The 23766-nt window shown below is 49.3% G+C and carries 20 protein-coding genes and 1 tRNA gene; 11 read left to right on the forward strand and 10 right to left on the reverse strand.

Going from position 1 to position 23766, the window contains the following annotated elements; genetic code table 11:
* Positions 1–2 precede the first annotated feature (2 nt).
* A tRNA-Asn gene (locus QUD54_RS03970) sits at positions 3–77 on the forward strand.
* 55 nt (positions 78–132) lie between these two features.
* On the opposite strand, the gene QUD54_RS03975 is transcribed toward QUD54_RS03970, so the two are convergent.
* On the reverse strand, positions 133–321 hold the full coding sequence (locus QUD54_RS03975) for a tyrosine-type recombinase/integrase (protein ID WP_286337665.1): 189 nt from the start codon (positions 319–321) through the stop codon (positions 133–135).
* 364 nt (positions 322–685) lie between these two features.
* Between QUD54_RS03975 and brxC the strand changes: the two genes are divergently transcribed.
* The 9 genes from brxC to brxL all read left to right on the forward strand — a co-directional run bounded on the left by brxC (position 686) and on the right by brxL (position 15137).
* Positions 686–4177: a BREX system P-loop protein BrxC gene (brxC, locus tag QUD54_RS03980; protein WP_286337666.1), complete on the forward strand. Its 3492-nt coding sequence runs from the start codon at positions 686–688 to the stop codon at positions 4175–4177.
* 73 nt (positions 4178–4250) lie between these two features.
* A complete protein-coding gene (locus QUD54_RS03985) occupies positions 4251–4646 on the forward strand; it encodes an ORF6N domain-containing protein (protein ID WP_286337667.1) in 396 nt (131 codons plus the stop codon).
* Between the two features lie 5 nt (positions 4647–4651).
* Positions 4652–5701: a hypothetical protein gene (locus QUD54_RS03990; protein WP_286337668.1), complete on the forward strand. Its 1050-nt coding sequence runs from the start codon at positions 4652–4654 to the stop codon at positions 5699–5701.
* Between the two features lie 151 nt (positions 5702–5852).
* A complete protein-coding gene (locus QUD54_RS03995) occupies positions 5853–6347 on the forward strand; it encodes a hypothetical protein (RefSeq protein ID WP_286337669.1) in 495 nt (164 codons plus the stop codon).
* Between the two features lie 12 nt (positions 6348–6359).
* Positions 6360–8132, forward strand: coding sequence for a BREX-1 system adenine-specific DNA-methyltransferase PglX (pglX, locus tag QUD54_RS04000; RefSeq protein ID WP_286337670.1), 1773 nt, complete (start codon positions 6360–6362; stop codon positions 8130–8132).
* A gap of 35 nt (positions 8133–8167) precedes the next feature.
* On the forward strand, positions 8168–8809 hold the full coding sequence (locus QUD54_RS04005) for an uS10 family ribosomal protein (RefSeq protein ID WP_286337671.1): 642 nt from the start codon (positions 8168–8170) through the stop codon (positions 8807–8809).
* A 50-nt stretch (positions 8810–8859) separates the two neighbouring features.
* Complete coding sequence (locus QUD54_RS04010; RefSeq protein ID WP_286337672.1) at positions 8860–10521, forward strand: Eco57I restriction-modification methylase domain-containing protein; 1662 nt, start codon at positions 8860–8862, stop codon at positions 10519–10521.
* 99 nt (positions 10522–10620) lie between these two features.
* Complete coding sequence (gene pglZ / locus QUD54_RS04015; protein ID WP_286337673.1) at positions 10621–13110, forward strand: BREX-1 system phosphatase PglZ type A; 2490 nt, start codon at positions 10621–10623, stop codon at positions 13108–13110.
* Positions 13110–15137 (forward strand): protease Lon-related BREX system protein BrxL, encoded by a 2028-nt coding sequence (brxL, locus tag QUD54_RS04020; RefSeq protein WP_286337674.1) that lies wholly within the window; start codon positions 13110–13112, stop codon positions 15135–15137. The genes pglZ and brxL overlap by 1 nt, the downstream gene beginning before the upstream one ends.
* A 136-nt stretch (positions 15138–15273) precedes the next feature.
* Here the strand turns inward: brxL and QUD54_RS04025 are convergent, their stop codons facing one another.
* The 9 genes from QUD54_RS04025 to QUD54_RS04065 form a co-directional block, all read right to left on the reverse strand.
* Positions 15274–15861 (reverse strand): DUF1788 domain-containing protein, encoded by a 588-nt coding sequence (locus tag QUD54_RS04025; RefSeq protein ID WP_286337675.1) that lies wholly within the window; start codon positions 15859–15861, stop codon positions 15274–15276.
* On the reverse strand, positions 15858–16478 hold the full coding sequence (locus QUD54_RS04030) for a DUF1819 family protein (protein ID WP_286337676.1): 621 nt from the start codon (positions 16476–16478) through the stop codon (positions 15858–15860). Before QUD54_RS04030 ends, QUD54_RS04025 begins: the two co-directional genes overlap by 4 nt.
* Positions 16479–17035: 557 nt before the next feature.
* Positions 17036–17377, reverse strand: a complete 342-nt coding sequence (gene hypA, locus QUD54_RS04035; RefSeq protein ID WP_286337677.1) for a hydrogenase maturation nickel metallochaperone HypA — start codon at positions 17375–17377, stop codon at positions 17036–17038.
* Positions 17370–19028 carry an enoyl-CoA hydratase-related protein gene (locus QUD54_RS04040; protein ID WP_286337678.1) on the reverse strand — a complete coding sequence of 553 codons (1659 nt, stop codon included), beginning with the start codon at positions 19026–19028 and terminating at the stop codon, positions 17370–17372. Before QUD54_RS04040 ends, hypA begins: the two co-directional genes overlap by 8 nt.
* Positions 19029–19032: 4 nt before the next feature.
* Entirely contained in the window at positions 19033–20028 is a 996-nt protein-coding gene (gene hypE / locus QUD54_RS04045; protein ID WP_286337679.1) for a hydrogenase expression/formation protein HypE, read from the reverse strand.
* A 24-nt stretch (positions 20029–20052) separates the two neighbouring features.
* Positions 20053–21195, reverse strand: coding sequence for a hydrogenase formation protein HypD (gene hypD, locus QUD54_RS04050; RefSeq protein WP_286337680.1), 1143 nt, complete (start codon positions 21193–21195; stop codon positions 20053–20055).
* Positions 21192–21494: a HypC/HybG/HupF family hydrogenase formation chaperone gene (locus QUD54_RS04055; RefSeq protein WP_286337681.1), complete on the reverse strand. Its 303-nt coding sequence runs from the start codon at positions 21492–21494 to the stop codon at positions 21192–21194. Before QUD54_RS04055 ends, hypD begins: the two co-directional genes overlap by 4 nt.
* A complete protein-coding gene (hypB, locus tag QUD54_RS04060; protein WP_286337682.1) occupies positions 21494–22267 on the reverse strand; it encodes a hydrogenase nickel incorporation protein HypB in 774 nt (257 codons plus the stop codon). Before hypB ends, QUD54_RS04055 begins: the two co-directional genes overlap by 1 nt.
* Positions 22268–22294: 27 nt before the next feature.
* A complete protein-coding gene (locus QUD54_RS04065; protein WP_286337683.1) occupies positions 22295–22942 on the reverse strand; it encodes a hypothetical protein in 648 nt (215 codons plus the stop codon).
* Positions 22943–23046: 104 nt separating this feature from the next.
* On the opposite strand from QUD54_RS04065, the gene QUD54_RS04070 reads away from it, so the two are divergent.
* Entirely contained in the window at positions 23047–23721 is a 675-nt protein-coding gene (locus QUD54_RS04070; protein ID WP_286337684.1) for a transposase, read from the forward strand.
* Positions 23722–23766 lie beyond the last annotated feature (45 nt).

The following is a 23766-nucleotide window of genomic DNA, read 5'->3' on the forward strand; positions in this document are numbered from 1 at the left end:
GTTCCGGATTAGCTCAGCGGTAGAGTAGGTGGCTGTTAACCACTTGGTCGCTGGTTCGAATCCAGCATCCGGAGCCATTCTTTCTGAGTCCCCTATTTTCGGTACTTCCAACAAAATATTTTTACAAGTGTGTCAAGCTGTATCCATTAAAAATATTGCCCTCTCTTTTTCTTCTCTCTTTCGATACTTCGCATACATTTTCAATGTCATTGATGGATCAGTATGCCCAAGCATATTTGCTACCCACAAGACATCTTCTCCATGCTCAATCATTAAAGTCGCAAAAGTGTGACACATTTGGTAAATAGTGCGATATTTCATGCCAGATTTTTTCAAAAGCTTTTTCCAATGTGTATTTGGTGCTCTCTTGATATCATAGATTCATTCCTTTTTTTACTGAGAAAGATAGCTCTGAGCCAATCACGTCCGCTGATGCTGCTGGATCAGATAAGGTATAAGCGGAACGATGATATCAATAGGGCGTAAAATCTCAATCATTTGGATATCATTTTAGATATGTAAATGTTGGCACAAAAGGATTTTTTGAAAAATGTCGACATAGATGCAAAAGAATGGTTTAATATGAATTAAATACTATATTTCATTTCTTGTCATAAAATCGTTAGAAAGATGAAAATAAAGTTATAATCTGTACAGATTTAATAAGAAGTTCAAGGACTGTGTCGTGATTAAAACGCTCTTCAAAAAAGATATCTACCGCAATATCGAAGGGGTCATCAAAGCCGACAATCTCTCGCCCGAAGCCATTGAGCAGGAGGTGGAGGAGTATGTCGTCACCAAAGAGCTCGACCGTAAGCTCGACATGTTTTTCCAGGAGTACGCCGGAAGTATCGGACGGCCCACGCAGAATGTGGGTGTCTGGATTTCGGGCTTTTTCGGGTCGGGTAAGTCGCACCTGCTCAAGATTCTCTCCTACATCCTCGCCAACCGCAGGCTGCACGAAAGAAAAGTGGGTGAGATCTTTATGGAGAAGATCGACGACTTCGAGCTCAAAAGCAACATCGAAAAGGCCATCTCCATCCCCTGCGACACGATCCTTTTCAACATCGACCAGAAAGCCGACGCCAGTGCGGGCGCGCGGGAGAAACAGCTGCTCGAAGTCTTTATGAAAGTCTTCAACGAACACCGTGGCTACTACGCGAAGTTCGGCTATCTCGCCAAATTCGAGAGCGATCTGGACAAACAGGGGCTTTTCGAGGCGTTCAAAGAGAAGTTCATGGCGTATGCCGGCATCAGTTGGGAGGATGGGCGCGAGACCATCTTTCTCGAAGCCGACAACTTCGCCAAAGCCCTCTCGGCGGTCAAGAACATCAGCGTCGAAAACGCCGAGGAGCTCATCGACCAGTACGAAAAGAACTACGCGCTCTCCATCGAAGATTTTGCCAACGAGGTCAAAGCCTACATCGACACCAAACCGGCAAACTACCGCCTTCTTTTCATGGTGGACGAAATAGGCCAGTACATCGGCGACAACACCGACCTCATGCTCAACCTCCAGACCATCGTCGAAACGCTCGCCACAAAATGCGAAGGGCAGGCGTGGGTCATGGTGACGAGCCAGGAGGAGATCGAGGCGCTGGTGGGTGACCGGAGTATGCGGGTGGCCAACGACTTCTCGAAGATTCTTGGGCGCTTCGCCGTCAAGATCAACCTCTCCAGCGCCAACGCCAACGAGGTCATCCAAAAACGTCTGCTTCAAAAGAGCGACGCCGCCCAGAGCGATCTTACGGCGCTCTACGCCAAGATCGAGAACCACCTCCGCTCCAAGATCCGCTTCACCGCAGGTTCGGCCCAGTACAAAGGCTACGAGAGCCCGCAGCATTTCGCCGCCGTCTACCCATTCGTCCCTTATCAGTTCGACCTGCTCAAAAGCGCCCTGCGCGGCCTTTCGCGCAACAGCGCCTTCCAGGGGCGCCACCAGTCAGTGGGGGAGCGTTCGATGCTGGGGGTCTTCCAGCTCGTCGTGCAGTCGGTGGCCGATGCCGAACTGGGGACGCTGGTCACCTTCGACCGCTTCTACGACGGTTTGCAGACGACCATCAAGGGGGAGATTCAAAGCGACATCAACCGCGCCAGCGAGAATCTTGACGACCCTTTCGCCCTGCAGGTGCTCAAAACCCTCTTCATGGTCAAGTATGTCAAGGAGTTCACATCCAATGTCGACAACGTCACGACCCTGCTCATCGACCGGTTCGACACCGACCTCAGAACCCTGCGCCAAAGGGTACAGACAGCGCTCAATACCCTCGAAGACCAGATCTACATCCAGAAAGTCGGGGATGTCTACGAGTTTCTCACCGACAGCGAAAAAGATATGGAAAACGAAATCAAGGCGACCGAAGTGGAGGAGCGTCAACTCACCAAAGAGCTTTACGAATGGATCTACGACGAGATCATCGGCAAAGCCAAGGTACGCGACCCTCGAAGCGGGTGGGACTACCCCTTCGCCCGCAAAATGGATGACCACATCCTCAAAGGGCACGAAGAGGAGCTGGGGCTCAACATCCTCACACCGCTCTATAGCGGCGATCTGAGTGACGAGCGCCTGGTGGCGAAGTCCATCGCCGACAGCGATGTCATCCTCTACCTCGGCGACGACACCACCCTGCGCAAAGACCTGGAGCTCTTCCTCAAGACCAAAATCTACATTCCCAAAAAACACTCCGCATCGCTGAGCGCCACGGAACAGGCGCTGCTGGCCGTCAAAGCGGAGCAGAACAACAAGCGCCGCACCCAGATCATCGAGCGGCTGAGGGAGATGATGGCGGAGGGCCGCCTCTTTTTCAACGGCAAAGAGCTCGACATCCCCGGCAGTGAGCCGAGAAACCGCGTCGAAAAAGCGCTGCTTGGGGCGATGGAGACGCTCTTTCCGAGCCTTTCGATGCTGGGCCGCGTCTACAAAGAAGAAGATGTCAAAAATATCATCTACAGCGCCGACGACCTCTATGGCGGCGGTGAAGAGACGATGAGCGAGGCGGAAAAGGAGATGCTGAGCTTCATCACCCGCCAGAAACGGCAGTTCAAAAGCCCGAGTGTCGCCGCGCTGATCGATGAGTTCGGCAAGCGTCCCTACGGCTGGTACCGGGCGGCGGTATGCGGCATACTCGCCTCGCTCTATGCCCGCCAGAAGATCGAACTGCGCGACAACGCGCCGCTGGACAAAGCGGGCGCCGTCGCAGCCCTGACCAAGACCAACCGTTTCGCCTCGACCCTCGTGGAACCGGTCAAAGAGGTGGATGTCCGTAAAATCTCGGACGTTCGCGACCTTTTCAAAGAGCTCATCCCCTCTCTTTCACTGCCTACCCAGCCCCGCGACATCTACGAAGCCGCCCACCGTGCGCTGAATGAACTGGAAACCGAACTGCATGGCTACCGCCAGCGCTACGCCGACTACCCTTTCGCCAAAGAGCTGGGCGATGCCATCGCCGCGGTGCACCGTGCCGCGCAGCTGAGCGCCGACGCTTTTTTCGACAAGATCCTCGAGATGGAAGACGACCTCCTGGATGCCAAAGAAGAGATCATCGACCCCATCGTCACCGAGTTTCTCAAAACCGACCGTTTCGCCATCTACGAGCAGATCCGACGCTTCGTGGAAGTGGAGCGGGACAACTTGCTGGAACTGGCCGATTTGAGGGTCAACGACCTGCTCGCCATCGCCGCCGACGAGCAGCCCTACCGCGGAAACAAGCTGGTCACCGCCCGCCAATCCTTCGAAGAGGTCAAAGCCAGACTTGGTGAGAAACTCGAAAGCGTGCGCAGCGAAGCCCTGCAAAAAGTGGACGAGACCATCGCCCGCGTCCAAAGCGCCGAAGGGTTCGACCGACTCACCCAAAAAAGCGGCGTCGAGCAGAAGCACGAAGTGCTCGCACCCCTGCTGGCGCTCAAAAGCTTCATCGAGCAAAGCGGCAGCATCCTCGCCATCCGCCAGAAAGTCTCGGAGCTCGAAACCCTCTATCTCGAAGCGCTCGACCGCATCGACGAGTTTCTCGCCCAGGAGAGCGGCAAAGCGCAAACACCCGTTCGGCGCATCGCCATTCGCGAGCTGATGCCCCGTGCGGGGCGGCTTAAAAGCCGTGAAGAGGTAGAGGTGTATCTTGCGGCGCTTGAGAAGGCGTTGCTCGAGGCGGTGGATGAGGGGAAAGAGATTGTGGTGTAGGCATGATCGCTATGAAATGCGTTTCATAAAATTATGAAATATATTGAAGAATAGATATTGGGAGTTTGGGTCGATGCATGAGTTGATCGTCAGTGAAGAGAGTATTCAAAATCGTATTTTTACCATAAGAGGCCAGCAGGTGATGCTCGACAGTGACCTTGCGCTTTTATATAATGTTGAAACCAAACAGTTGAACAAGGCAGTCAGCCGAAACCTCAAGCGTTTCCCCGAGCATTTCAGATTTCAACTGACACAAGAGGAGTTTGACAACTTGAGGTACCAAAATGGAACCTCAAGCCAAAATAGCAAGCGACATGGGGGTAGGCGCTATCTTCCCTATGCATTCACAGAGCAGGGCGTTTCAATGCTCAGTGCCGTACGGTTTAAAATCTGTAAAGAGATGGAGGCGTATCTCGAAGTATTGGGGAAAGAGTTCTTAAGACGATGGATGAGGGGAAAGAGGTTGTAGTATAAATGAAAAATTTTAGTATATATTTTACAAAAATATTCAAAGAATGGATTATTTATTTAGGTTTTATTCCTGCTTTATATGATTTATTAAATACATATTTGAAATTTAATTATCAATTCCCGAAATACATAATAATTGGTTTCCCTGTAGTTGCTTTTATATACGCGAGTTATCAAATTTATTTAAAAGAATATTTGCTTAGAAAAACTTTGGAAAAAAAGTTGGATGGACCGACAAATTATGAAGTTAAAGCAATATTGACGCCAATTGACTTTCAAGAAGAAAAACTAACAAAAATAGTTGATACTACAAAAGTAGATGCACAGAAGCGATTGGAAACAATTCCTTCTCAAATGGCCAGATCCTATGATTTAAATATTCAGAATATATTATCTTCTTTTGAAACAAACAAAACTATTGAGCAGTACAACAGGGAATTGAAAGACTATGAGAAAAATCTGGTAGAAATCATCAATAATACGGAAAATTGTAAAAAAGAAATAATGGAACATGTCAAAGAATATAAAGAAAAATTTTATAAAATTAAATTTTTTATAAAAAATATTGGGGTTATTTCGGATTCAGAAATTAAAATTGAAATTCGATGTTGTAATGATAATAAGGTTTTTGAAGAAAATGACATTTTTAATTATGATATGAATTTATATAGCCTTATACCAAATTTACCAAAAGAACCAGAGAAACCAAAAAAAATAATTAATGATTTAATTAATTCTACCTCACTTAATGCCTCATTTAATTCTTTTATGACTCAAAGGGATCTACATTCAATACTACCCCAAATTACAGTTCCAAACGCATTTAGAAAAGGATTGGAAATCACAGAAAAGTATTGTTTTGCTGCTTTAAGAAACTTACATGTGGGTGATGAAGCAGATATTTTTGATAAAAATCTTATATTGTTAAAAGAGGGTGAAATAAAATTTGAAGTAACTGTAAAGTCAAAAGAATCTAAAAAAGTACTGCATCCTAAAGTGATTGTTGAATTTGGTTCAGAAAAAGCACTATTGTTTAATTATAAGGAAAATTAACATGTCCACCTACATCTGCCTGACTATAAAAAATAGCGAGGAAAAAGAGTGAGGTTTTTTGGTCCGAAAAACAGATGTGAGATTTTTATTCTCTCGTTCCAGAGCTCCAGCTTGGGAAAATATGCAGAAATGAAAAACATTAGGTCGATAAATGAATGAAGCAAAATGGATAATGAATAAATATTCCTATCAAGAATTGAAAAGTACAAAAATACAAAGTATTTTATATTTTGGATTGATATGGAGTATTTTTGAAGATGAAGTGTGTAGAAACAATGCAAAAATATCTGATAGCCGTATTTTGGCATTAAAGCTAATGGAAAATATCACTCTGTCCGTTAAAAGAAAAATAAGTCTTATATGGAACTATTTTTACGAAAGATATACGTATGAAAACGGTGATATAAAAGAAATTTTTATAAATTTTAAATTTAATTCAAATGATGACAAAGAATTTGTGACTTATGCTTTGCAAAAAAGAAAAAATGCGTCATATGAAGAAAAAACAGAGGCTTTATTAAGAATTATTTTTAGACTTCGCAACAACTTACTTCATGGTGAAAAAGATGTATCAAAACTATATGAACAAAACAATAATTTTAAATACGCAAACAAATTTTTGATGCTTATGGTAGATAAAAAATAAGGATAAACTAAAATGCCAACCTATATCCGCCTGACCGACTACAAAAGTAGCGAAGAGAAAGAGCGGGGTTTTTTCGACCCTGCCAACCGATATGAAGCGAAGCAGGAGGATTTCGAGAAGATTCCGGGGAGTCCTATTGCTTACTGGTTAAGCGAAAATATAATTAGTATCTTTGAAAATGCAAAACCATTTTCTGATTTTGTTGATTCTCGTGTAGGTCTTGATACAGGAGATAACGAATATTTTGTTAGATATTGGTTTGAAGTGTGTTTTGATAAAACTTCTTTTGATAGCGTATCGATTGATGATTTTTATAGTAAGGATAAAAAATGGGTTGGACACACAAAAGGTGGTGATTTTAGAAGATGGTACGGAAATTTAGAGAGTGTGTTGGCTTTTGATAAAGTAAATTATGAGTTACTGTTGGAATCTGGAAACCATCTGCCTAATAGGCAGTTTTATTTTACGGAGGGATTTAACTGGTCAAGAGTCAGTTCAGGAAAGTTTGCTGTCAGATACATCCCAAATGGATATGTTTTTAATTCAGGATGTCCAACTGCATTTGCAAGTAAAAATGCCATAAGATATTATCTGTCATTGATGAATTCAAAGCTTATAGATAATTTTATTAAAATATTGAATCCAACAATAAACTTTCAATCAGGAACAATATCTAAAGTTCCTATAATGTTTCCAAAAAATAATGATAGGAAGGAATTTATAAACCAACTCACCCAACAAAATATCGATATCTCCAAAGAAGAGTGGGACAGCCGCGAAACCTCGTGGGACTTTCGTATCAACGAGTTGATACGAATGAAAAACGAAGTCTTAAAAGCGGAGAGTTGTAAGTTGGAGGATGCCTACAACGCCTACTGCGAGTACTGGAGAGAGAAGTTTTTTCAGCTACATACCAATGAAGAAGAACTCAACCGCCTCTTTATCGACATTTACGGTCTTCAGGACGAACTCACCCCCGAAGTCCCGCTGGAGGACATCACTATCCTCAAAAACGAAGCCAAGATCATCGACGGCGAGCTGATCTTTCAAAAAGATGAAATCGTCAAGCAGCTGGTCAGCTACGCCGTGGGGGTGATGTTTGACCGTTACAGCCTCGATCATGTGGGGCTGCACATCGCCGATATGGGGGTGAGCCTCGAGGAGGCGAATGCGAAGTTCGACATTTCTCATCCCACCTTCGAAGCGGATGACGACAACATCATCCCTGTGCTCGAAGACGACTACTTCGACGACGACATCGTGGGGCGTTTTCACGCCTTTTTGAAAGCGGCGTTTGGCGAGGAGTACCTGGAAGAGAACATCCGCTTCGTCGAAGAGGCACTGGGCAAGAGCCTGCGCAGATATTTCGTCAAAGACTTTTACGAAGATCACATCAAACGCTACAAAAAGCGTCCCATCTACTGGATGGTCAGCTCGCCCAAGCACGCCTTCAACGCGCTCTTTTACATGCATCGCTACCGCCCCGACATCTTCGCCCGCATCCAGACGGGCTACCTGCACGAGTACATGGCGAAACTCGAAGCGAAACTCGCCGACGCCCGGCGTGTCGCGCTCGACGAGAGCAGCAGCGCCCGCGACAAAAAAGCGGCGCAAAAGGAGATCACCCGCATCGAAAAAGCGCTCAAAGAGCTGCGGGCGTTCGACAATGATGCCCTCTCGCACTACGCCGCCCAAAGCATCGAAATAGACCTCGACGACGGGGTCAAGGTGAACTACTGCCGCTTCAAAGAAATCTTGTGGCCCATCAAAAGCCTGTGCAAATGATAGCGCTGTTTTGAAAGAGAAGGAGAAGCTTTAAAGTGTCAAATCGAACCTTTCCGACTTTTTGTAATCAGTGCGGCAAGCTCATTAATATGGTTGAAATGTTTGGCGTATGGAAAGCTTATGAATTTGGAAACGGTGGGCCGCATTTTTGTCAAAATTCAAACAATGCCGGTTGGTCTATTTGGAAACTGGGGCATAAATTTACCTGTACGATGGACTGCTGGTGGTGCGGGAAAAGAGTTTTTTTCCACACAAATGGCAATGGGGATGCTGTATTGCTTGAAAAGTTGGGATCTCCCTGGGTGGTCCATCCGTGTTGGGAGAAACATAAAAAAGAGCAAGACCGAATGATAAAAAATTTGGAGTCAGATCTCAAAAAAGCGGGTTACGATGGTAAAAAAAAGAAATTTAATTTGGTCAAATCTAAAGCATCGGACGTCACTATTAAATTCAAAAGCAACGATGTCAGAATACTGGACAGATATCTCGAAAAGTTTTGTAAATGCCTGGTTCGTCAGAATATCTCTTTCAGAGGTCCCCACCTTTACCCTGCAAAACAGAAAGGTGATATAAGAACATATCGTCGCATTATCAAAATTCCCTCTTTTGAAAATTTAATGAATCTTGAATGTTTCCGAATGGATGTACCCGGAAACATAGAGATGAGTATCGAGTAATGTAATGTATGGCGTTGTAATATCGGTTAAAAAATAATGAAGGACAAAGAATGAACAAATCGGCACTCAAACGCTTCGCCGTGGAGCTGCGCCGGGAGCTGATGGGCGAGGTGCTGGGGCGCATCGACTATCTGATGGGCTTCGACGAAGCGTCGTTGCCGGCGAAATACCGGGGGCAGACGAAAGAGCTGGCGGCGCTCGAAAAGGCGATAGAGCGGCAGGGCAAAGAGGAGGTGGTGGAACAGATGGCGTACCTCTGGGCCAACCGCCTCATCGCCTTGCGGTACATGGATGCGGCGGGTATCAACCAGCCGATGGCCGTCTCGCCCAAAGCGGGAGAGACCCAGCCCGAAATCTTCGCAGAAGCGAAGGCGGGGAACATCGATGAAAACCTACCGTTGGATCGAGAGAAGTTCTATGCGCTGCTCGACGGCAAGATAGCCGCCGACGATCCGCAGAACGAAGCGTATGCCATGCTTTTTCTGGCTGTTTGCCACCACTATCACGAGCTGATGCCCTTCATGTTCGAAGAAGCCGAGGACTACACCGAACTGCTGATGCCCTCCGACCTGCTCTCATCCGCGTCGGTGCGGGCCAAAGTTGTGGAGGCGATGGGGGAAGAGGATTGTAAAGATGTGGAGATCATCGGGTGGATCTACCAGTTTTACAACGCCGAAAAAAAAGACGAAGTCTTCGCCGCGCTCAAAAAGAACCGCAAGGTCACGCCCCAAAATATCCCCGCCGCCACCCAGCTCTTTACGCCCCACTGGATCGTCAAATACCTGGTGGAAAACTCCCTGGGGCGGCTGTGGCTGCGCAACCGGCCAGACTCGAAGCTCAAAGATAGGATGCGCTACTTTATCGAGCAGGAGGAGAGCGAACATTTCATCCGCATCGACTCTCCCGAAAAGATCCGCCTCATCGACCCGTGCTGCGGGTCGGGGCATATGCTTACCTACGCCTTCGACCTGCTCGCGGCCATTTACGAAGAGGAGGGGTACCGCCCTTCGGAGATCCCGGCGCTCATTTTGGAGCGCAACCTCTACGGCTGTGATATCGACAAACGGGCGGCGTCGCTGGCGGCATTCGCGTTGACGATGAAGGCCAGAGAGTACCACCGCCGTTTTTTCCGGAAAAAGGTGAGGCCCAACATCATCGAGCTGCAGGATTTCGGCAGCGAACTCTTCGCCGACATCAAGAATGTCGGATCCCTGCTGACCATCGACAAGGAAGCCGAGGAGTTCGACGAAGGGGTCTTCGGCACTTCCAGCCCCGAGTACAGGCTGCAAAAAGAGATGCTCGCCTCCCGCTACCATGTTTGCGTGACCAACCCGCCCTATATGGGCAGCAAAGGGATGAACAAGGAGCTTGGCGATTTCGTGAAAAAGCACTACCCCGATTCCAAAGCCGACCTTTTCGCCGCCTTTATCGAGCGGTGTCTGGAATTTACGGAAGAAAATGGTTATACAGCTTTAATTACGATGCAAAGTTGGATGTTTTTAAGTAGTTATGAAAAATTGCGGACCAAATTATTAAAAAAATACACAATAAAAACAATGGCTCATTTAGACAATATGGTAATGGGTATAGCCTTTGGAACATCCGCAACCATTTGGCAGAAAACAAAACCAACAAAAGATTCAACTGGTGTATATTTCAAAATTTCTCTTTCAGACTTGGATGAAAATAGAGAAATCAAGGGGTTGTGGTAAAAGTAGTGGCGTTTGTCCTGCAAAAATGAGTCTTTTCAAAAAGACCGAAACAAGGGATAAACGGTCTCTCATAGACGATCGAAGAAACGAAGGTAAAGCATGAACAAAATCGGAGAATCGCTTGAAAAGCTGTTTGAAAAGCATCGGCTCGTCTTCTGGTATGATGCAGAAGGCTCGATGCGCGAGAGGTATGAGGAGCTGGAACTCGAAGAGGTCGAAAAAATCGAGCTCGACGGCAATCCGTTCGGCTTGAAATACAAGGTTTTAAGAGTCGATCCGGGACGCAGGTTTCTCGTCTACAGTGCAAAGCCCAGGCCGGCCGATGAAGCGAACTGGCTGCTCGATCTGGAGCTTTCCCACCACATCTTTCATGCCGACAGAGCGTCACTGCTGGTGCAGGAGCTGGGGCTTGCACTGCCTCTCAAACCGCTCATCGAGCGGCACGCCGACTTTTTCAACGCCGCCAAACGGGTCGAAAAACTGCGCCGGTTTGTGAGTGAGGGAAGCGACGAAGAGAGCCTGATGCTGGGCATGTGTGCCGTGGTGCTGGGGTGTGAGGCGGCCTGGGATGCGGTGCTGCAAACGATCTTTGCCCAGATGGCCATGCAGAAGGATGCAAAGCTCGAACAGCTACAGAAGTACGGCCTGACACAGTGGATTTACCGGCAGGCCGGGCAATATTACGGCTACGAAAGCGAGTCGCCGACGCTCAAGGAGCTGCTGGTGCAGATGCTTCTAAGCCACTTCTTTACGAAAGTCGATCCCGACAAAAGGCCCCTGGGGCGCGAAGCGGCGCTTTTTGTGAGCCGATGGATGGACAGCAGCAGAAATCGTGAGCACTTCGTCACTCTCTCCAGGGAGGTGGCTTACGAGATTGGCGTAGAGGGGGTGCTGGCACCCTACGATGCGCAGCGGCTGCTCGAGAGCGATACGTTCGAAGCGATCGATCGGCGGATCCTTTTGACGCTCAAAGCGATGCTGATGCAGGACGCCTGCCCATGCGAGGAGGTGCTCGAGACGGTACGCCTGCGGCGCACACTCTTTTGGTACGAAGATTTCAAAAACCTTTACGAAGCGATGGAACATGCGGCATCGCTGATGTCGCTTCGTCTGGCGTTTCAGCCTACCGTCTCAACGCTTGAGAGCGGGTTTGAAAGCTATACGGGCGAGTGGTACCGGATCGATTTTCATTACCGGAAGTTTGTCTATCACTTCCGGCATGCCGAGCATCCGGAGGTTCTCAAAAAACTTTCGCCTTTCGTCGAAGGGCGCTATGTCACTTTTCTGCGCGAGCTCGGGGATGCCTGGCAGAGTGCCGTGGATGCGATGGAGAGCTGGCGGATCGGCGGGGTGACGATGCAGCGCGAGTTTTACGACAGATTCGTCGCGCCGGCCGTTTCGGACGATCAAAAGAAGGTCTATGTCATCATCTCCGATGCGCTGCGCTACGAAGCGGGCGTGGAGCTGGCCCAGAGGCTGGCGGCACACAACCGCCTGGAGGTGGAGAGTTCGGCCATGGCCGCCGCGTTGCCGAGCTATACGCAACTGGGCATCGCATCGCTTTTGCCCCATGAGACGCTCAGCTTCGACGCCAAAGACGCGACGGTCTATGTGGATCATCAAAGCAGTGCGGGAACGAAAAACCGGGACAGGATTCTCAAAGCCCGTTTCGAAAAGTCGGTCTATCTGAATGCCGAGGAGTTTCTGGCGATGGGACGCGACGAAGGGCGGGCGTTTGTGAAGAACTATCGCGTCTTTTACATCTATCACAACGACATCGATGCAGCAGGCGACAAAGCGGCCAGCGAATCGAACGTTTTCGATGCCGTGGAGATGGCCTTTTTAAAGATCGAAAAGCTCGTCAAACAGGTTTTCAACTTCAACGGTACGCATGTGCTGATCACCGCCGATCACGGGTTTTTATACCACGAGGCCGACGTGGAAGATCCTGACCAGTGCGAAATGCCGAAGGGTGGCGAAGTGTACAAGAGCAACCGCCGCTTCATCATCGGCAAAGATCTTCCCAACGTGCGGTGCGCCGTAAAATTTGGAGCAAAGCAGCTGGGCATCGACGACGAGGCGGAGGTGTCGCTGCCGCGCTCTATCAACAAGTTTCGTGTGCAGGGTGCCGGGAACCGCTTCGTTCACGGCGGAATGAGCTTACAGGAGGTCGTAGTGCCGCTGATTCGGTGCAGCAAACGGCGCAAGGATGACGAGCGGACCGTCGAGGTGAATCTCATCAAAAGTTTCAGCCGCATCACCGCCAACCAGATCGGTGTCTCTCTGATACAGCGTGAGAGTGTCGATGCCAAATGCAAGCCCAGAATACTGAAGATGGCATTTTACGCCAAAGACGGAACGCTGCTGAGCGACGTTCAAAAGGGGATTTTCGACAAAAAGGCTCAGGATTTGCGCAATCTTGAGCAGAAGTTTTCTTTCCATTTCAACGCGAAAGCGGGTGAATACAATGGCCAAACGGTCTATTTGAGGATGATGGAGGCGGTCGAGGGCACTTCGATGGAGCGGCTCTACAAAGAGGAGCCCTATGAGATGCTGATATCATTTACCAACGATTTCGAGGAGTTTTGATGGCGGCGCTGAACGAGAAGGCGAACCGATACTTTCCAGGCAAAGTTGTTCGCAAAGATTTGACCAAGATGATCAAAGAGGGGGCCAACGTCCCGGTCTATGTGCTGGAATACCTGCTGGGTATGTACTGCGCGACGGACGACGAAGAGCAGATACGCGAAGGGGTGCAGAAGGTCAAGGAGATTTTGTCGAAAAACTATGTGCGGCCCGATGAAGCGGAACTGATCAAGGCGCGCATCAAAGAGCGTGGACGCTACAAGGTCATCGACAAACTGACCGTCAAACTCAATGAAAAACTGGACCGTTACGAAGCGGAATTCAGCAATCTGGGGCTTAAAGGCATCGCCATCGGCGAGGGGTATGTCAAGCGGTTCGAAAAGCTGCTGGCGGGGGGCATCTGGTGTATCGTGACGATCGACTACTATTTCGACGAAAATGCCCTCAAGGATTCTCCTTTTATCATCGAGAGTCTCAAACCGATCCAGATGCCGAATATGGATATGGAAGCGTTCAAAGAGGCGAGAAAGGGGTTCGAACTCTCCGAGTGGATGGATCTGCTGATACGAAGTACGGGGATGGAGCCGACCAATCTGGATGAAAGTGTCAAATGGCATCTCGTCGAAAGATTGGTGCCGTTTGTAGAGAACAACTACAATGTCTGCGAACTGGGGCCCAGAGGAACGGGAAAAAGCTATGTCTACAAAGAGCTTTCGCCCAACTCCATTCTGATCTCTGGCGGCCAGACGACCGTGGCGAACCTTTTTTACAATATGGCACGCCGGACGGTCGGCCTGGTGGGTATGTGGGACGTGGTGGCGTTCGATGAAGTGGCGGGCATCCGCTTCAAAGACAAAGACGGCATCCAGATCATGAAAGACTACATGGAGAGCGGATCGTTCGCGCGGGGCAAAGAGCAGATCCAGGCGAAAGCGTCGATGGTTTTCGTGGGCAATATCGACGGTTCTATCGAAAACATCGTGCGCACCTCCCATCTGCTGAGCCCTTTTCCCAAAGAGATGATCGACACCGCCTTTTTCGACCGTTTTCACTACTACATTCCGGGTTGGGAAGTGCCGAAGATGCGGCCCGAGTTCTTTACCAACGAGTACGGTTTCATTACCGACTATATGGCCGAGTGGATGCGCGAACTGCAGAAAGAGAATTTCTCCGACGCCATCGAACGGTGGTTTCGTTTTGGCAAAGATCTGAACCAGCGGGATGTCAAAGCGGTCAAAAAGACGGTCAGTGGACTGCTGAAGCTTCTCTTTCCCGATGGAAGTTTTGCGAAAGAGGATGTGGAGACGGTGCTTCGGTACGCGATGGTCGGGCGGCGGCGCATCAAGGAGCAGCTCAAGAAGATCGGGGGGATGGAGTTTTACGATGTGCATTTCTCGTACATCGACCTCGAAAACGGTGAAGAGAGGTTCGTCACCGTGCCCGAAAGCGGCGGCAACGCGCTGATCCCCGAAGGCGAGCTGCCCCCGGGAACCCTCTATGCCGTGGCTTCGAGCGAAGTGAGCGGGCACAAGGGGCTATTTCGCATCGATCTACAGAAGATGGCGGGAAGCGGTAAGGTGACCCATACGGGATTTGGCAGTGGCAAGACGATCAAGGACGAGATCAAAGAGGCGATCAACTACGCGCAGGCGAATCTGCACAGGGTTTCGGCGGGTGCGAAGTTCAAAGAGCACGATTTCCATATCAAGGCAACCGATCTCAACGGCATCGAGAATGTCCGAGGACTGGAACTGGCCATCTTTCTCTCCATCGCCTCCGGCGTGATCGAGAGGCCGCTGCTGCCGCAGATGACGGTACTTGGATCGATGAGTATCGGAGGGTCGATCATCGGTACGGACAATCTGGGGGATGCGCTTCAGGTGGCGTCGGATGCCGGCGCGAAACGGGTATTGATCCCCGCGGCGGATATGGCGCAGATCGCCCAGGTACCCGCCGATCTGATGGCGAAATTTCAGCTGCTCATCTACAACGACCCCGTGGATGCCGTGTTCAAGGCAACGGGTGTTTGACTGAGATGACACAAAATGTCGAATTTGTGTCATCTCATCTCGAAAGTGAAAGCTTTCGAAGCTTTAGGGGGGTGCAGGGGACTTTAGTCCCTGCCGAATCATGGGCTACGCTCATGATTCGCGTACCATCAGGTGTTTAAAATTCGGTCGTATCGAGGCTGAAAGCGCGATAATAGTTGTCGTCCTTGAATCGGCCGAAGAGCTCGAGCGATCGTCCCGTGTAGGTGCCGGGGTAGAACATCAGCGTCGGGATATGTTTGACGGCGTTTTGGAGGTTGTTCAAAATCACATGGGAACGTAGGTAAGGATACACTTCGCCAATACCTGTGAGAAAGAGTATCTTCGCGTCAGGGTTTTCGGCAACCTTTCGCTGAATATGCGGTATGACGCTTTTTTGAATGTCCAACACGCCCAGCAGGGTTTTCTCCATTTTGTCCGGCCCGAGGCTCTTCTCTTTTTCGAGGAGTCTTTCTAAAATGTTTCGTTCCTGCAGGATCTCTATAACAATATCGTAAAGATTGACTTCGACGACTTCTATCGACTTTTCATACAGACGGTGCTTCAACCTTTCGATTTCACTATACACTTCGTTTTGCTGTTCGATGGGATAAGAGCTGATGAAAAACGGCACCTCCCCGCCCAATGCTTTCATCTGTAAAAAAGCCTCCGTTGTGACCTTTTCATAGATTTTGTCGAATTTTTTTACGATATTTTCACGTCTCATTGTCTCTCTTTGCACATAATGGCTATATCACTCTCCGAATAGAGAAAAGCGGCAAGCCATTTGGGGTTGTCCCGGCATACACAGGATACGAAATCTTTCGAAAGATAGGGGCGTACAATCTGTCTATTTGTTGTCCCTTCGATCAGTCCAACGCCTTTTAGCATATTGAAAATCACCTGTTTCGCTTTATGGATCGTGCTTTCGCTTTTTTGTGCCAGATCGGGTGAGATATTTTTTTTGGACTCTATGAAATTGTTCCAGTCACTCTCCAGAAGAACGGGATCGAAATTCAAATATTTATTTCTCAGTACTTCGATACAAAATTCATAGAGTAACGCATAAGTTTTTATGGCACTCAAGAATGCAAAAGCTTTGATCTCTTTATTTTCGGCCAAACGCATCAACTCTTCATCGTTCAATGCCGTACACCGCTTTTTGAATTCCTGCAATTTCCTTTTAAGCGTCGCTTTCGTCATTTTTTGCAATATATTTCTTTCGATGATCTCTTTTTCGGCGGCATTCCAATCTTTTCCACATTCGAGATAAGTCTGAGCCACCATCTGCATTTCATACGGCATTAAACCGACAGCGGTAAAGGAGAGTTGGTACTTTTTCATAAGCAATAAATTTTCTTTCTTAAAATATCATCGTTTTAAAAGTTATATTTTACACTACTATTACATCCTTTACTCTCATGAACAAGCAGTTGGATGCATCATTCAGAAATAAACGCCTGTAGAATCGGAACTTTACCGGTCTCCACATTGCATATCAAGTGCTTCCAGCCGGCAATGAAAATATTATTTTAAATTCCTTTTCTTTCGCTTGGAGAAATTGTAATTATATAATGGCTTTCGGACCATTACACAGTCGTTATGGAAAGATCGGAGAAGTGAAAATGACGAACCTATCCCCAAAATTCCAGAGGGATACATTTTCAGCGACTTTTCATGTTTTTGTAATACTCAAGGAGTCGTCGTGCATCCCTTGTTTTCGCATTTTCGTAGGCATATATCGTATAGAGTGGAATCCAGCATCCGGAGCAATTCTTCAATTTTACCCTTTCTTATCGATACACTCATACGAAGTTTCACAAAATCTTGAATCAATCGTCGCTATAAAAGTAGCCTGTCCCTATTTTCCTAATCAAAACATTATATCGCTTTCACGCTTGCTACTCCATCTCCAGTCGCATCAGCAGCATATCTTCCCCATCGAGTATCCTGACCAAATTACCGCCACACTTAGGGCAGGCATAGTCGTGTTCGCTCAAAACGAACTCCTCTTCACACTCGCTGCAATAGATCACGACGGGTTGTATTTGCATGACGAAATCGGCCGTTTCGCAGATTGTCTTCTCTTTGAACGTATTGAAAGCGGTCTCGAGCAGATGCGGTTCCACACCGCTGAGCACACCGATCTTCACCTCGATGCGGGTGATCTTCTTTGCGTCGTTGGCTTTGGCGTGCTCCTCGCACTGGTTCAGCAGTGCCTGGACGATGGAATACTCATGCATGCGCTATCCTTTTGGGGTACTTTAATCGTTCAGGAGTTCTCCTCGGACAGAGCTTGTAGACAAACTCTCGCCTCAACATATGAAAGGGGCTGTCAGACTCCCAGAACTCCGGATACATTCTCTCCAACTCTGCCTCCTTGCAGGCGTCTATAACATCCTCCTCTGCCTCCAGACGGTCACGCTTGGCATCGAGTAGGTCGTAATAGCGATCTTCCTCTTCTATCAACGCTTTACAAAAGCGCTGGAGCCTCTCATCGTAGCCGGCATCGGGAAAGAGCTCATCGACCATTCCGATCGTTTTGGCTTGCGCGGCGCCGATGGGAAGTGCCTCTTCCAGCAGCGATTGCGCTCGCTCCTTCCCCACACGACGCGGCAGGGTATAGGTGTGATATTCGCTCCCGCTTAAGCCGAGTGTCTTGTAGTGGGGGTTGAACACCACCCCCTCGCGCGCGACGACGATGTCGCATGCAAGCCCCAGAAAAACGCCGCCGGCACCGGCGTTTCGGCCAAATGACGCTACGGTCGGAATCTCATCGCAAAAGAGAATCGAACGAATCAGGTTGTTCATCGCATTGATGTTGCTCCAACCATCCTCTCCCTGTTTTTGGCTCTCTTCAAGAATATTGAGGTGGATACCGTTGCTGAAAAAATCCTCACCACCCATCAGCACAAGCAGGTCACACGTATCTTTCAGGTACTCTACCGCGTATTTCAGGCGGATACACTGTTCGCTGCTCATCGCACCGTTGTGGAAATTGAAATAAAGGTAGGCGACACGATCGTCCCGATCGACACCGATTTCGTAAAACGTCTCATAGCTGCGGTCGAAAATGAGCGGCAGCCGGTGCTCTCTGACCCCCCTTAGGCGCGACTTGAGCACATAAGTCGCCGGAAGTTTGAAACGTCCCGGCTCTTTGAGATGGCTCACCCAGACCGCCCCATCGATCGTTCCCAGACAGATCGCCCCATCGCGCTTGGCGAGCAAAGCTTTCGGTTCTCCACGCAGTTTCTCCTCACGGTGTGCGCCGTATAGGTAGCACGGTACCCCCAGAATCTCATCCAATACCCCGGGATGGCTGTCGCTGAGATAGATTTTTTCGACAATTTTTTCGGTCGTGTCGCTTTTCCAATCGATTTTACGATCCGCCTGTGTAAACGCTCGATGCAGCGGGTTGAGTATTTGCGGTATGCACCGCTCTTTTTCGACCGCTTCAAAAAGCGGCTCCAGCATCTCTACCGCGCTTCGCACCACCTCCCGGCGGTAGAGCGATGCTTTGTAGGTCGGCCGAACGGAAAATTCGGCCTCGGAGTAAATGTCACCCCCGTCATAGTGTTCGTTCGCTTTCAGCCAGACACTTCCCCACCGCTTTTCGTGATGCAGCAAAGCATACTCCAGCGCATTGGGTCCACGGTCACCCCGCGGCCCGGGGTGAAAGACGAATGTCGGGTATCGTTCATAGATGGCCGGCGGCAGATAGCGCTTGAGAAAGGGGCAGAGCAGGAGATCCGGGCCGAATGCTTCGATCTCTTCTATCATCTGCGCCTCGTCGAGCGCGAAGGCGACGGCCACTGTGTCGCCACGCTCCAGAAGCGACGTATAGACCGCCTGCGTCAAAGAGTTGAAAGTCGTACAAAGAAGGAGTATCTTCATCGGATCAACAGATTCTCGGCAGCAGTTCGCCCGTGGGAAGATCCATAAACCGCTTCGTCCCCCATGCACTGCGCAAAATCACCTTTTGCAGATAACTATCGGTTACCTCACCGATCTGTACCGCCGCTTCGTTGCCGGGAAAGCTTCGCAAAATCTCCACGACTTTTTCGGCCTCTTCGGGCCTGACGGCCAGCAAAAAGGTCCCTTCGTTAGCCAGTGCCGTGGGTTCGAAGCCCAGCAGCTCGCAGATACCCGCCACCGTTTCGCTTACGGGGATTTCGCCTTCGTCCACCTCGATGCAGACGCCGCTCGCCTCGGCCCACTCGTTCAGCACCGCCGCCACACCGCCACGGGTAGCGTCCCGCATGGCGTGGGGGACGACGCCGGTTTCTATCACCTTCTCCACCATCGGCCAAAGCGATGCGCAGTCGCTGGTGATGGCACTTTCGAGCTCGATCCCCTCACGCGCCGCGAAAATAGCCGCCCCGTGCCGACCGATGTCGCGGCTGACGACGATAACGTCGCCTTTCTGCACATTCGAGGCGCTGATTCCTGGTACCGTCACCTCCCCGAGGCCCGTCGTCGTGATGAAGATCTGATCCACCGATCCTTTGGGCACCACCTTCGTATCGCCCGCCACCACTTTGGCACCGTTTTCGAGCAGCTCCTTTTTGATGGAGCGGACGATCTTTTCGAGTTTTCGGGTCTCGAACCCCTCCTCCAGCACGACCGAAAGGGTCAGATAACAGGGCCTCGCCGCCATCATCGCCAGATCGTTGCAGGTGCCGCAGACCGAAAGCTTCCCGATATCGCCACCGGCGAAGAAGATAGGGCTGACGGTAAAGCTGTCGGTGGTCATGGCAAGCGTCCCATCCTCCACCACCGCCGCATCCTCCGCCTTTTGCAGTATGTCGTTTTTCAAATGCCGGAAAAAGAGTTCCGAAATGAGCTGCCGGTTCTCTTCGCCCCCGTTGCCCTGTGCCAAGGTAATGGTTTTCATCTCTTTATGCTCCTTGGCGGTGCATTACATTACACCGCCATATTTGTAGTACGCTGCGCACGCTCCTTCGCTGCTCACCATGCAGCTGCCAAGCGGCGAGCTCGGTTTGCATGCGGTACTGAAAACCTGACACTCGGTCGGTTTTGCCATACCGCGCAAAATATCGCCACAGATGCAGAGTTTGTGGTCTTCGATCTCCTCTTTGGGCAGGATGTCGGCATAGCGTTTCTCGGCATCGAACTTGGCATATTCATCACGCAGTTTCAGAGCGCTGTCGGGGATGTTGCCGAGCCCGCGCCATTTGAAGAGGCCTCGCTTTTCGAAATATTTGTTTATCATCGCCTGTGCTTTGAGATTGCCCTCGTAGGTAACGCTGCGCCTGTACTGAACCTCCAGTTCGCAACGCTTTTCGGAAAACTGTTTCACCAGCATCAGTACCCCTTCCATCACATCGACCGGCTCGAAGCCACTCACAACTACGGGACGATGGTAGGCGCGTGGGAAAGGCTCGTAGATCTTCGCCCCTGCAATCACGCTGACATGGCTCGGGCCAATAAAAGCGTCAATACGGTTGTTGTAGCTGTCCACATGCACATCACGGCTGTCGATGAGCTCTTTCATCACCTCCGGGACCGTAACGTGATTGATGTGAAAGAGAAGATTTTTCAACCCACGCTCGATCGCCTGATCCATTAGCGCCGCAGTCATCGGCGTCGTCGTCTCGAAACCAATGGCAAAGAAGATCACCGTTTTGTCCGGATTTTCAACGGCAATTTTCAGCGCATCGAGCGGTGAATAGACGAAGCGCACATCTGCACCCTTGCTGCGGGCGTCCTGTAGGCTTCCTTTGCTGCCGGGTACTTTGATCATATCACCAAGCGTGACTAGAATGACGTCGGGCTGCTGTGCAAGGATGTAAGCGTGGTCGATCCTTTCCTTGGGCATAATGCAGACCGGGCAGCCGGGGCCGTGAATGAACTCGATGGATTCGGGTAAAAGCTGCTTGAGGCCGTACTTCATGATTGTATGGGTATGGCCACCGCATACCTCCATCACATTGATCGGACGTTCCAGTTTCTTCGCCTCTTCACCGATAAGTTTCGCCAACGCCTTGATTGTCGCCGGATCACGAAATTTGTCGTAGAGATCTTTTAGCTGCAAACTCATGTGACACCACCGTTCGGACAATTGTCACTCTCTTTCACCATCGACTCCTGCACTTCCTGCCGCTGTTCTTCGTCCATCTTTTCGAGTATCTCTTGGTAGACTTTGATGCTCTCGAGCGCATCCTCTTCGTCGATGATATTCATTGCATACCCGATGTGGATAAGCACATAGTCGCCCTCTTCTACCTCATCGGCGATGAAATCGATGCCGACTTTTCGTTTAACGCCCATCGTATCAACGATCGCCGTCACTTCATCCTTGTTCACCTCGACAACTTTGCTCGGAATCGACAAACACATCAGCGCATCTCCATCTTGAATTTGATCCAGTCGGCAACCCGTTTGATGCTCTCAGGGTCTTTCGTATTGACCTCTAACACATCGACACCGGGGTTGATCTTTCTCGCCGCTTTTTTGGCATTGTCGACGCTGAAATCGAAATACGGCAGCAGGTCGGTTTTTGTGATGAGCACCAGATCGGCCTGGCGGAACATCACCGGATACTTCTCAATCTTGTCTTCTCCCTCGGGCACCGAGACCAGCACCACGTTCAGGTGCGCCCCAACATCGTAGCTCGCCGGGCAGACGAGGTTGCCAACATTTTCGATGAAGCAGACGTCGATAGCTTCCAGCGGCATATCGTGCAGTCCCTTGTGCACCATAAACGCATCCAAATGGCACGCGCTTCCGGTCTGAATCTGATAGGCCGGGATCCCCTTGGCCTTGATACGGTCGGCGTCGCGGTTGGTCTCAAGATCGCCTTCGATCACGCCGAACTTGAAGGGCCCGATGTCGGCTAGATGTTCCAGTAGTGTCGTCTTGCCGCTGCCGGGTGAACTCATCAGATTGATCGCCAGTACGTTATGGCTGTCGAAGTGGGCCCGGTTGTGCGCCGCTTCGTGGTCGTTCTTGTCCAAAATTTTGCTGATCACTTCGATCGTCTTTTTATCGTTCAGCTGCGGATTGTGATGCAGCGTCTCATGTGCCGCCTGATGGGTATGGGAATGGTCGTGATGATGGTCTTCGTGTTCATGTACATGGTCAGTAATGGAACAGCCGCAATCTTTACACATAATAGTTTCTCCTATATGATAATTTTTTTAAAAAAGTATCTGTGAACCCACAAGCAGTGAAACGGCCCCGGCCGTCGCAAATGCAGTACGCACATTTCGGCGGCTTGTCAGAAGATTGTCGTTGATAAGGGCGATGAAGTAACCAAAGCCCATAAAAACGAGCATGACCCCGAGCGTAAAGCTCAAAACCATCCAGAGATTCACCTCGTTGTGGGCGATGGCACTGAGTGTCACCAGCATCCCGCGGACTCCGCCAATCCCCATCAAAGCACCGATGGAGAGAGCCGAAACGCTCCTTTTTTGAAAATCTTCATCTCTGTGGTCGTGGGACCTGCCAAACCAGATGTGAATATGCTCTTTGCCTTCGTGTATATGTTTTCCGATATTGATGCTATCCGTAGCCGCCATAAAAAGAAGATAGGCCCCGATCGCCAAAATCACGCTCGAAGAGATCATATCGCCATACGCCAGAATATCCGCAGAAAGCTCGACACGTTGTAAAAGCTTCGCGAATACGAAAAGCGAAAGACCGTGCCCTATCGCGAAAGCGAATGTGATAAAGAGTGTTTTCCGCCGTCCCTTCCCGATCGAAAAGTCGGCGATCGCCGTCAGATGGTCAGGTCCGAAGGCGTGCAAAATACCATACCAGAAAATCAGCGAAAGACTCAGCTCCACGGCAAATCCTTAATGAATGGTCATTCAGTTTAGATTTAATTATACAGTGTTATCATGAGAGGAAGTTTAAAAGTCCAAATCCTTATATAAAAACAGGACCGATCATGCAAATACGAAGTTGCATCTACTGTAACGACCGACTCTATCTGCTCGGTGACGGTATGGTCAAATGCAGTGTGTGCAAACGAAAATACAGCCCAAAAAAATTCGCACGCCATATGTCTCTTATCGAAGCGTTTCGCGACGATTTTACAACCAAAGAGGCTGCCGATAAACTAGGTCTCAATTACATCACGGCCAAGCGGGTTTATGAGACTTTGCGAAAGCGGCTCGTCTCTTTTCTGGAAGAGGAGTATGCCGGGCACCGTGAAGAGATCGTCGAGTACGACGAATATCTCTATCTCGATCATACCAAGCGAAAAGATAAAAAATATATTTTCGATGCACACAATTTTCTCACATTCGATTACGGCGGCAGAGTCTACAATATCCTGATGCCCTCGCTCGAGCGCTACAAAAACGGATTTCTCGCCGACGGGCTCGACGAACTCTATTACACAGAGTTTTCCAAGTTTCTGAAAATCCACCGTATCGCCAAACTAAGAAGCATCGACAACACGATCGTCAGATTTTGGGAATATTTCGACGAATTCATGAAAAAGTACAATGGCGTTCGGAGAGAAAATTTCATCTATTACCTCAAAGAGGCGGAGTTCAAATTCAATTACGGTACAAACGAGCAGATCGAAATACTCAAAAAACTTTACTTTCAAATATAATACTAGATGAAAGCGAAATATATCGAAAGAGCGCGGTCCTGGGTT

The sequence above is a fragment of the Hydrogenimonas cancrithermarum genome, from assembly GCF_030296055.1.
Classification (GTDB): Bacteria; Campylobacterota; Campylobacteria; order Campylobacterales; family Hydrogenimonadaceae; genus Hydrogenimonas; species Hydrogenimonas cancrithermarum.

What these genes read in the sequence shown, in the direction of transcription:
- hypD (WP_286337680.1), bottom strand. Translation starts at nt 21,195, where the DNA reads ATGAGTTTGCAGCTAAAAGATCTCTACGACAAATTTCGTGATCCGGCG.
- QUD54_RS03990 (WP_286337668.1), top strand. Translation starts at nt 4,652, where the DNA reads ATGAAAAATTTTAGTATATATTTTACAAAAATATTCAAAGAATGGATT.
- QUD54_RS03975 (WP_286337665.1), bottom strand. Translation starts at nt 321, where the DNA reads ATGAAATATCGCACTATTTACCAAATGTGTCACACTTTTGCGACTTTA.
- QUD54_RS04025 (WP_286337675.1), bottom strand. Translation starts at nt 15,861, where the DNA reads ATGAGACGTGAAAATATCGTAAAAAAATTCGACAAAATCTATGAAAAG.
- brxL (WP_286337674.1), top strand. Translation starts at nt 13,110, where the DNA reads ATGGCGGCGCTGAACGAGAAGGCGAACCGATACTTTCCAGGCAAAGTT.
- pglZ (WP_286337673.1), top strand. Translation starts at nt 10,621, where the DNA reads ATGAACAAAATCGGAGAATCGCTTGAAAAGCTGTTTGAAAAGCATCGG.
- QUD54_RS03995 (WP_286337669.1), top strand. Translation starts at nt 5,853, where the DNA reads ATGAATGAAGCAAAATGGATAATGAATAAATATTCCTATCAAGAATTG.
- hypE (WP_286337679.1), bottom strand. Translation starts at nt 20,028, where the DNA reads ATGAAAACCATTACCTTGGCACAGGGCAACGGGGGCGAAGAGAACCGG.
- pglX (WP_286337670.1), top strand. Translation starts at nt 6,360, where the DNA reads ATGCCAACCTATATCCGCCTGACCGACTACAAAAGTAGCGAAGAGAAA.
- QUD54_RS04010 (WP_286337672.1), top strand. Translation starts at nt 8,860, where the DNA reads ATGAACAAATCGGCACTCAAACGCTTCGCCGTGGAGCTGCGCCGGGAG.
- hypA (WP_286337677.1), bottom strand. Translation starts at nt 17,377, where the DNA reads ATGCATGAGTATTCCATCGTCCAGGCACTGCTGAACCAGTGCGAGGAG.
- QUD54_RS04055 (WP_286337681.1), bottom strand. Translation starts at nt 21,494, where the DNA reads ATGTGTTTGTCGATTCCGAGCAAAGTTGTCGAGGTGAACAAGGATGAA.
- QUD54_RS03985 (WP_286337667.1), top strand. Translation starts at nt 4,251, where the DNA reads ATGCATGAGTTGATCGTCAGTGAAGAGAGTATTCAAAATCGTATTTTT.
- hypB (WP_286337682.1), bottom strand. Translation starts at nt 22,267, where the DNA reads ATGTGTAAAGATTGCGGCTGTTCCATTACTGACCATGTACATGAACAC.
- QUD54_RS04040 (WP_286337678.1), bottom strand. Translation starts at nt 19,028, where the DNA reads ATGAAGATACTCCTTCTTTGTACGACTTTCAACTCTTTGACGCAGGCG.
- QUD54_RS04070 (WP_286337684.1), top strand. Translation starts at nt 23,047, where the DNA reads ATGCAAATACGAAGTTGCATCTACTGTAACGACCGACTCTATCTGCTC.
- QUD54_RS04030 (WP_286337676.1), bottom strand. Translation starts at nt 16,478, where the DNA reads ATGAAAAAGTACCAACTCTCCTTTACCGCTGTCGGTTTAATGCCGTAT.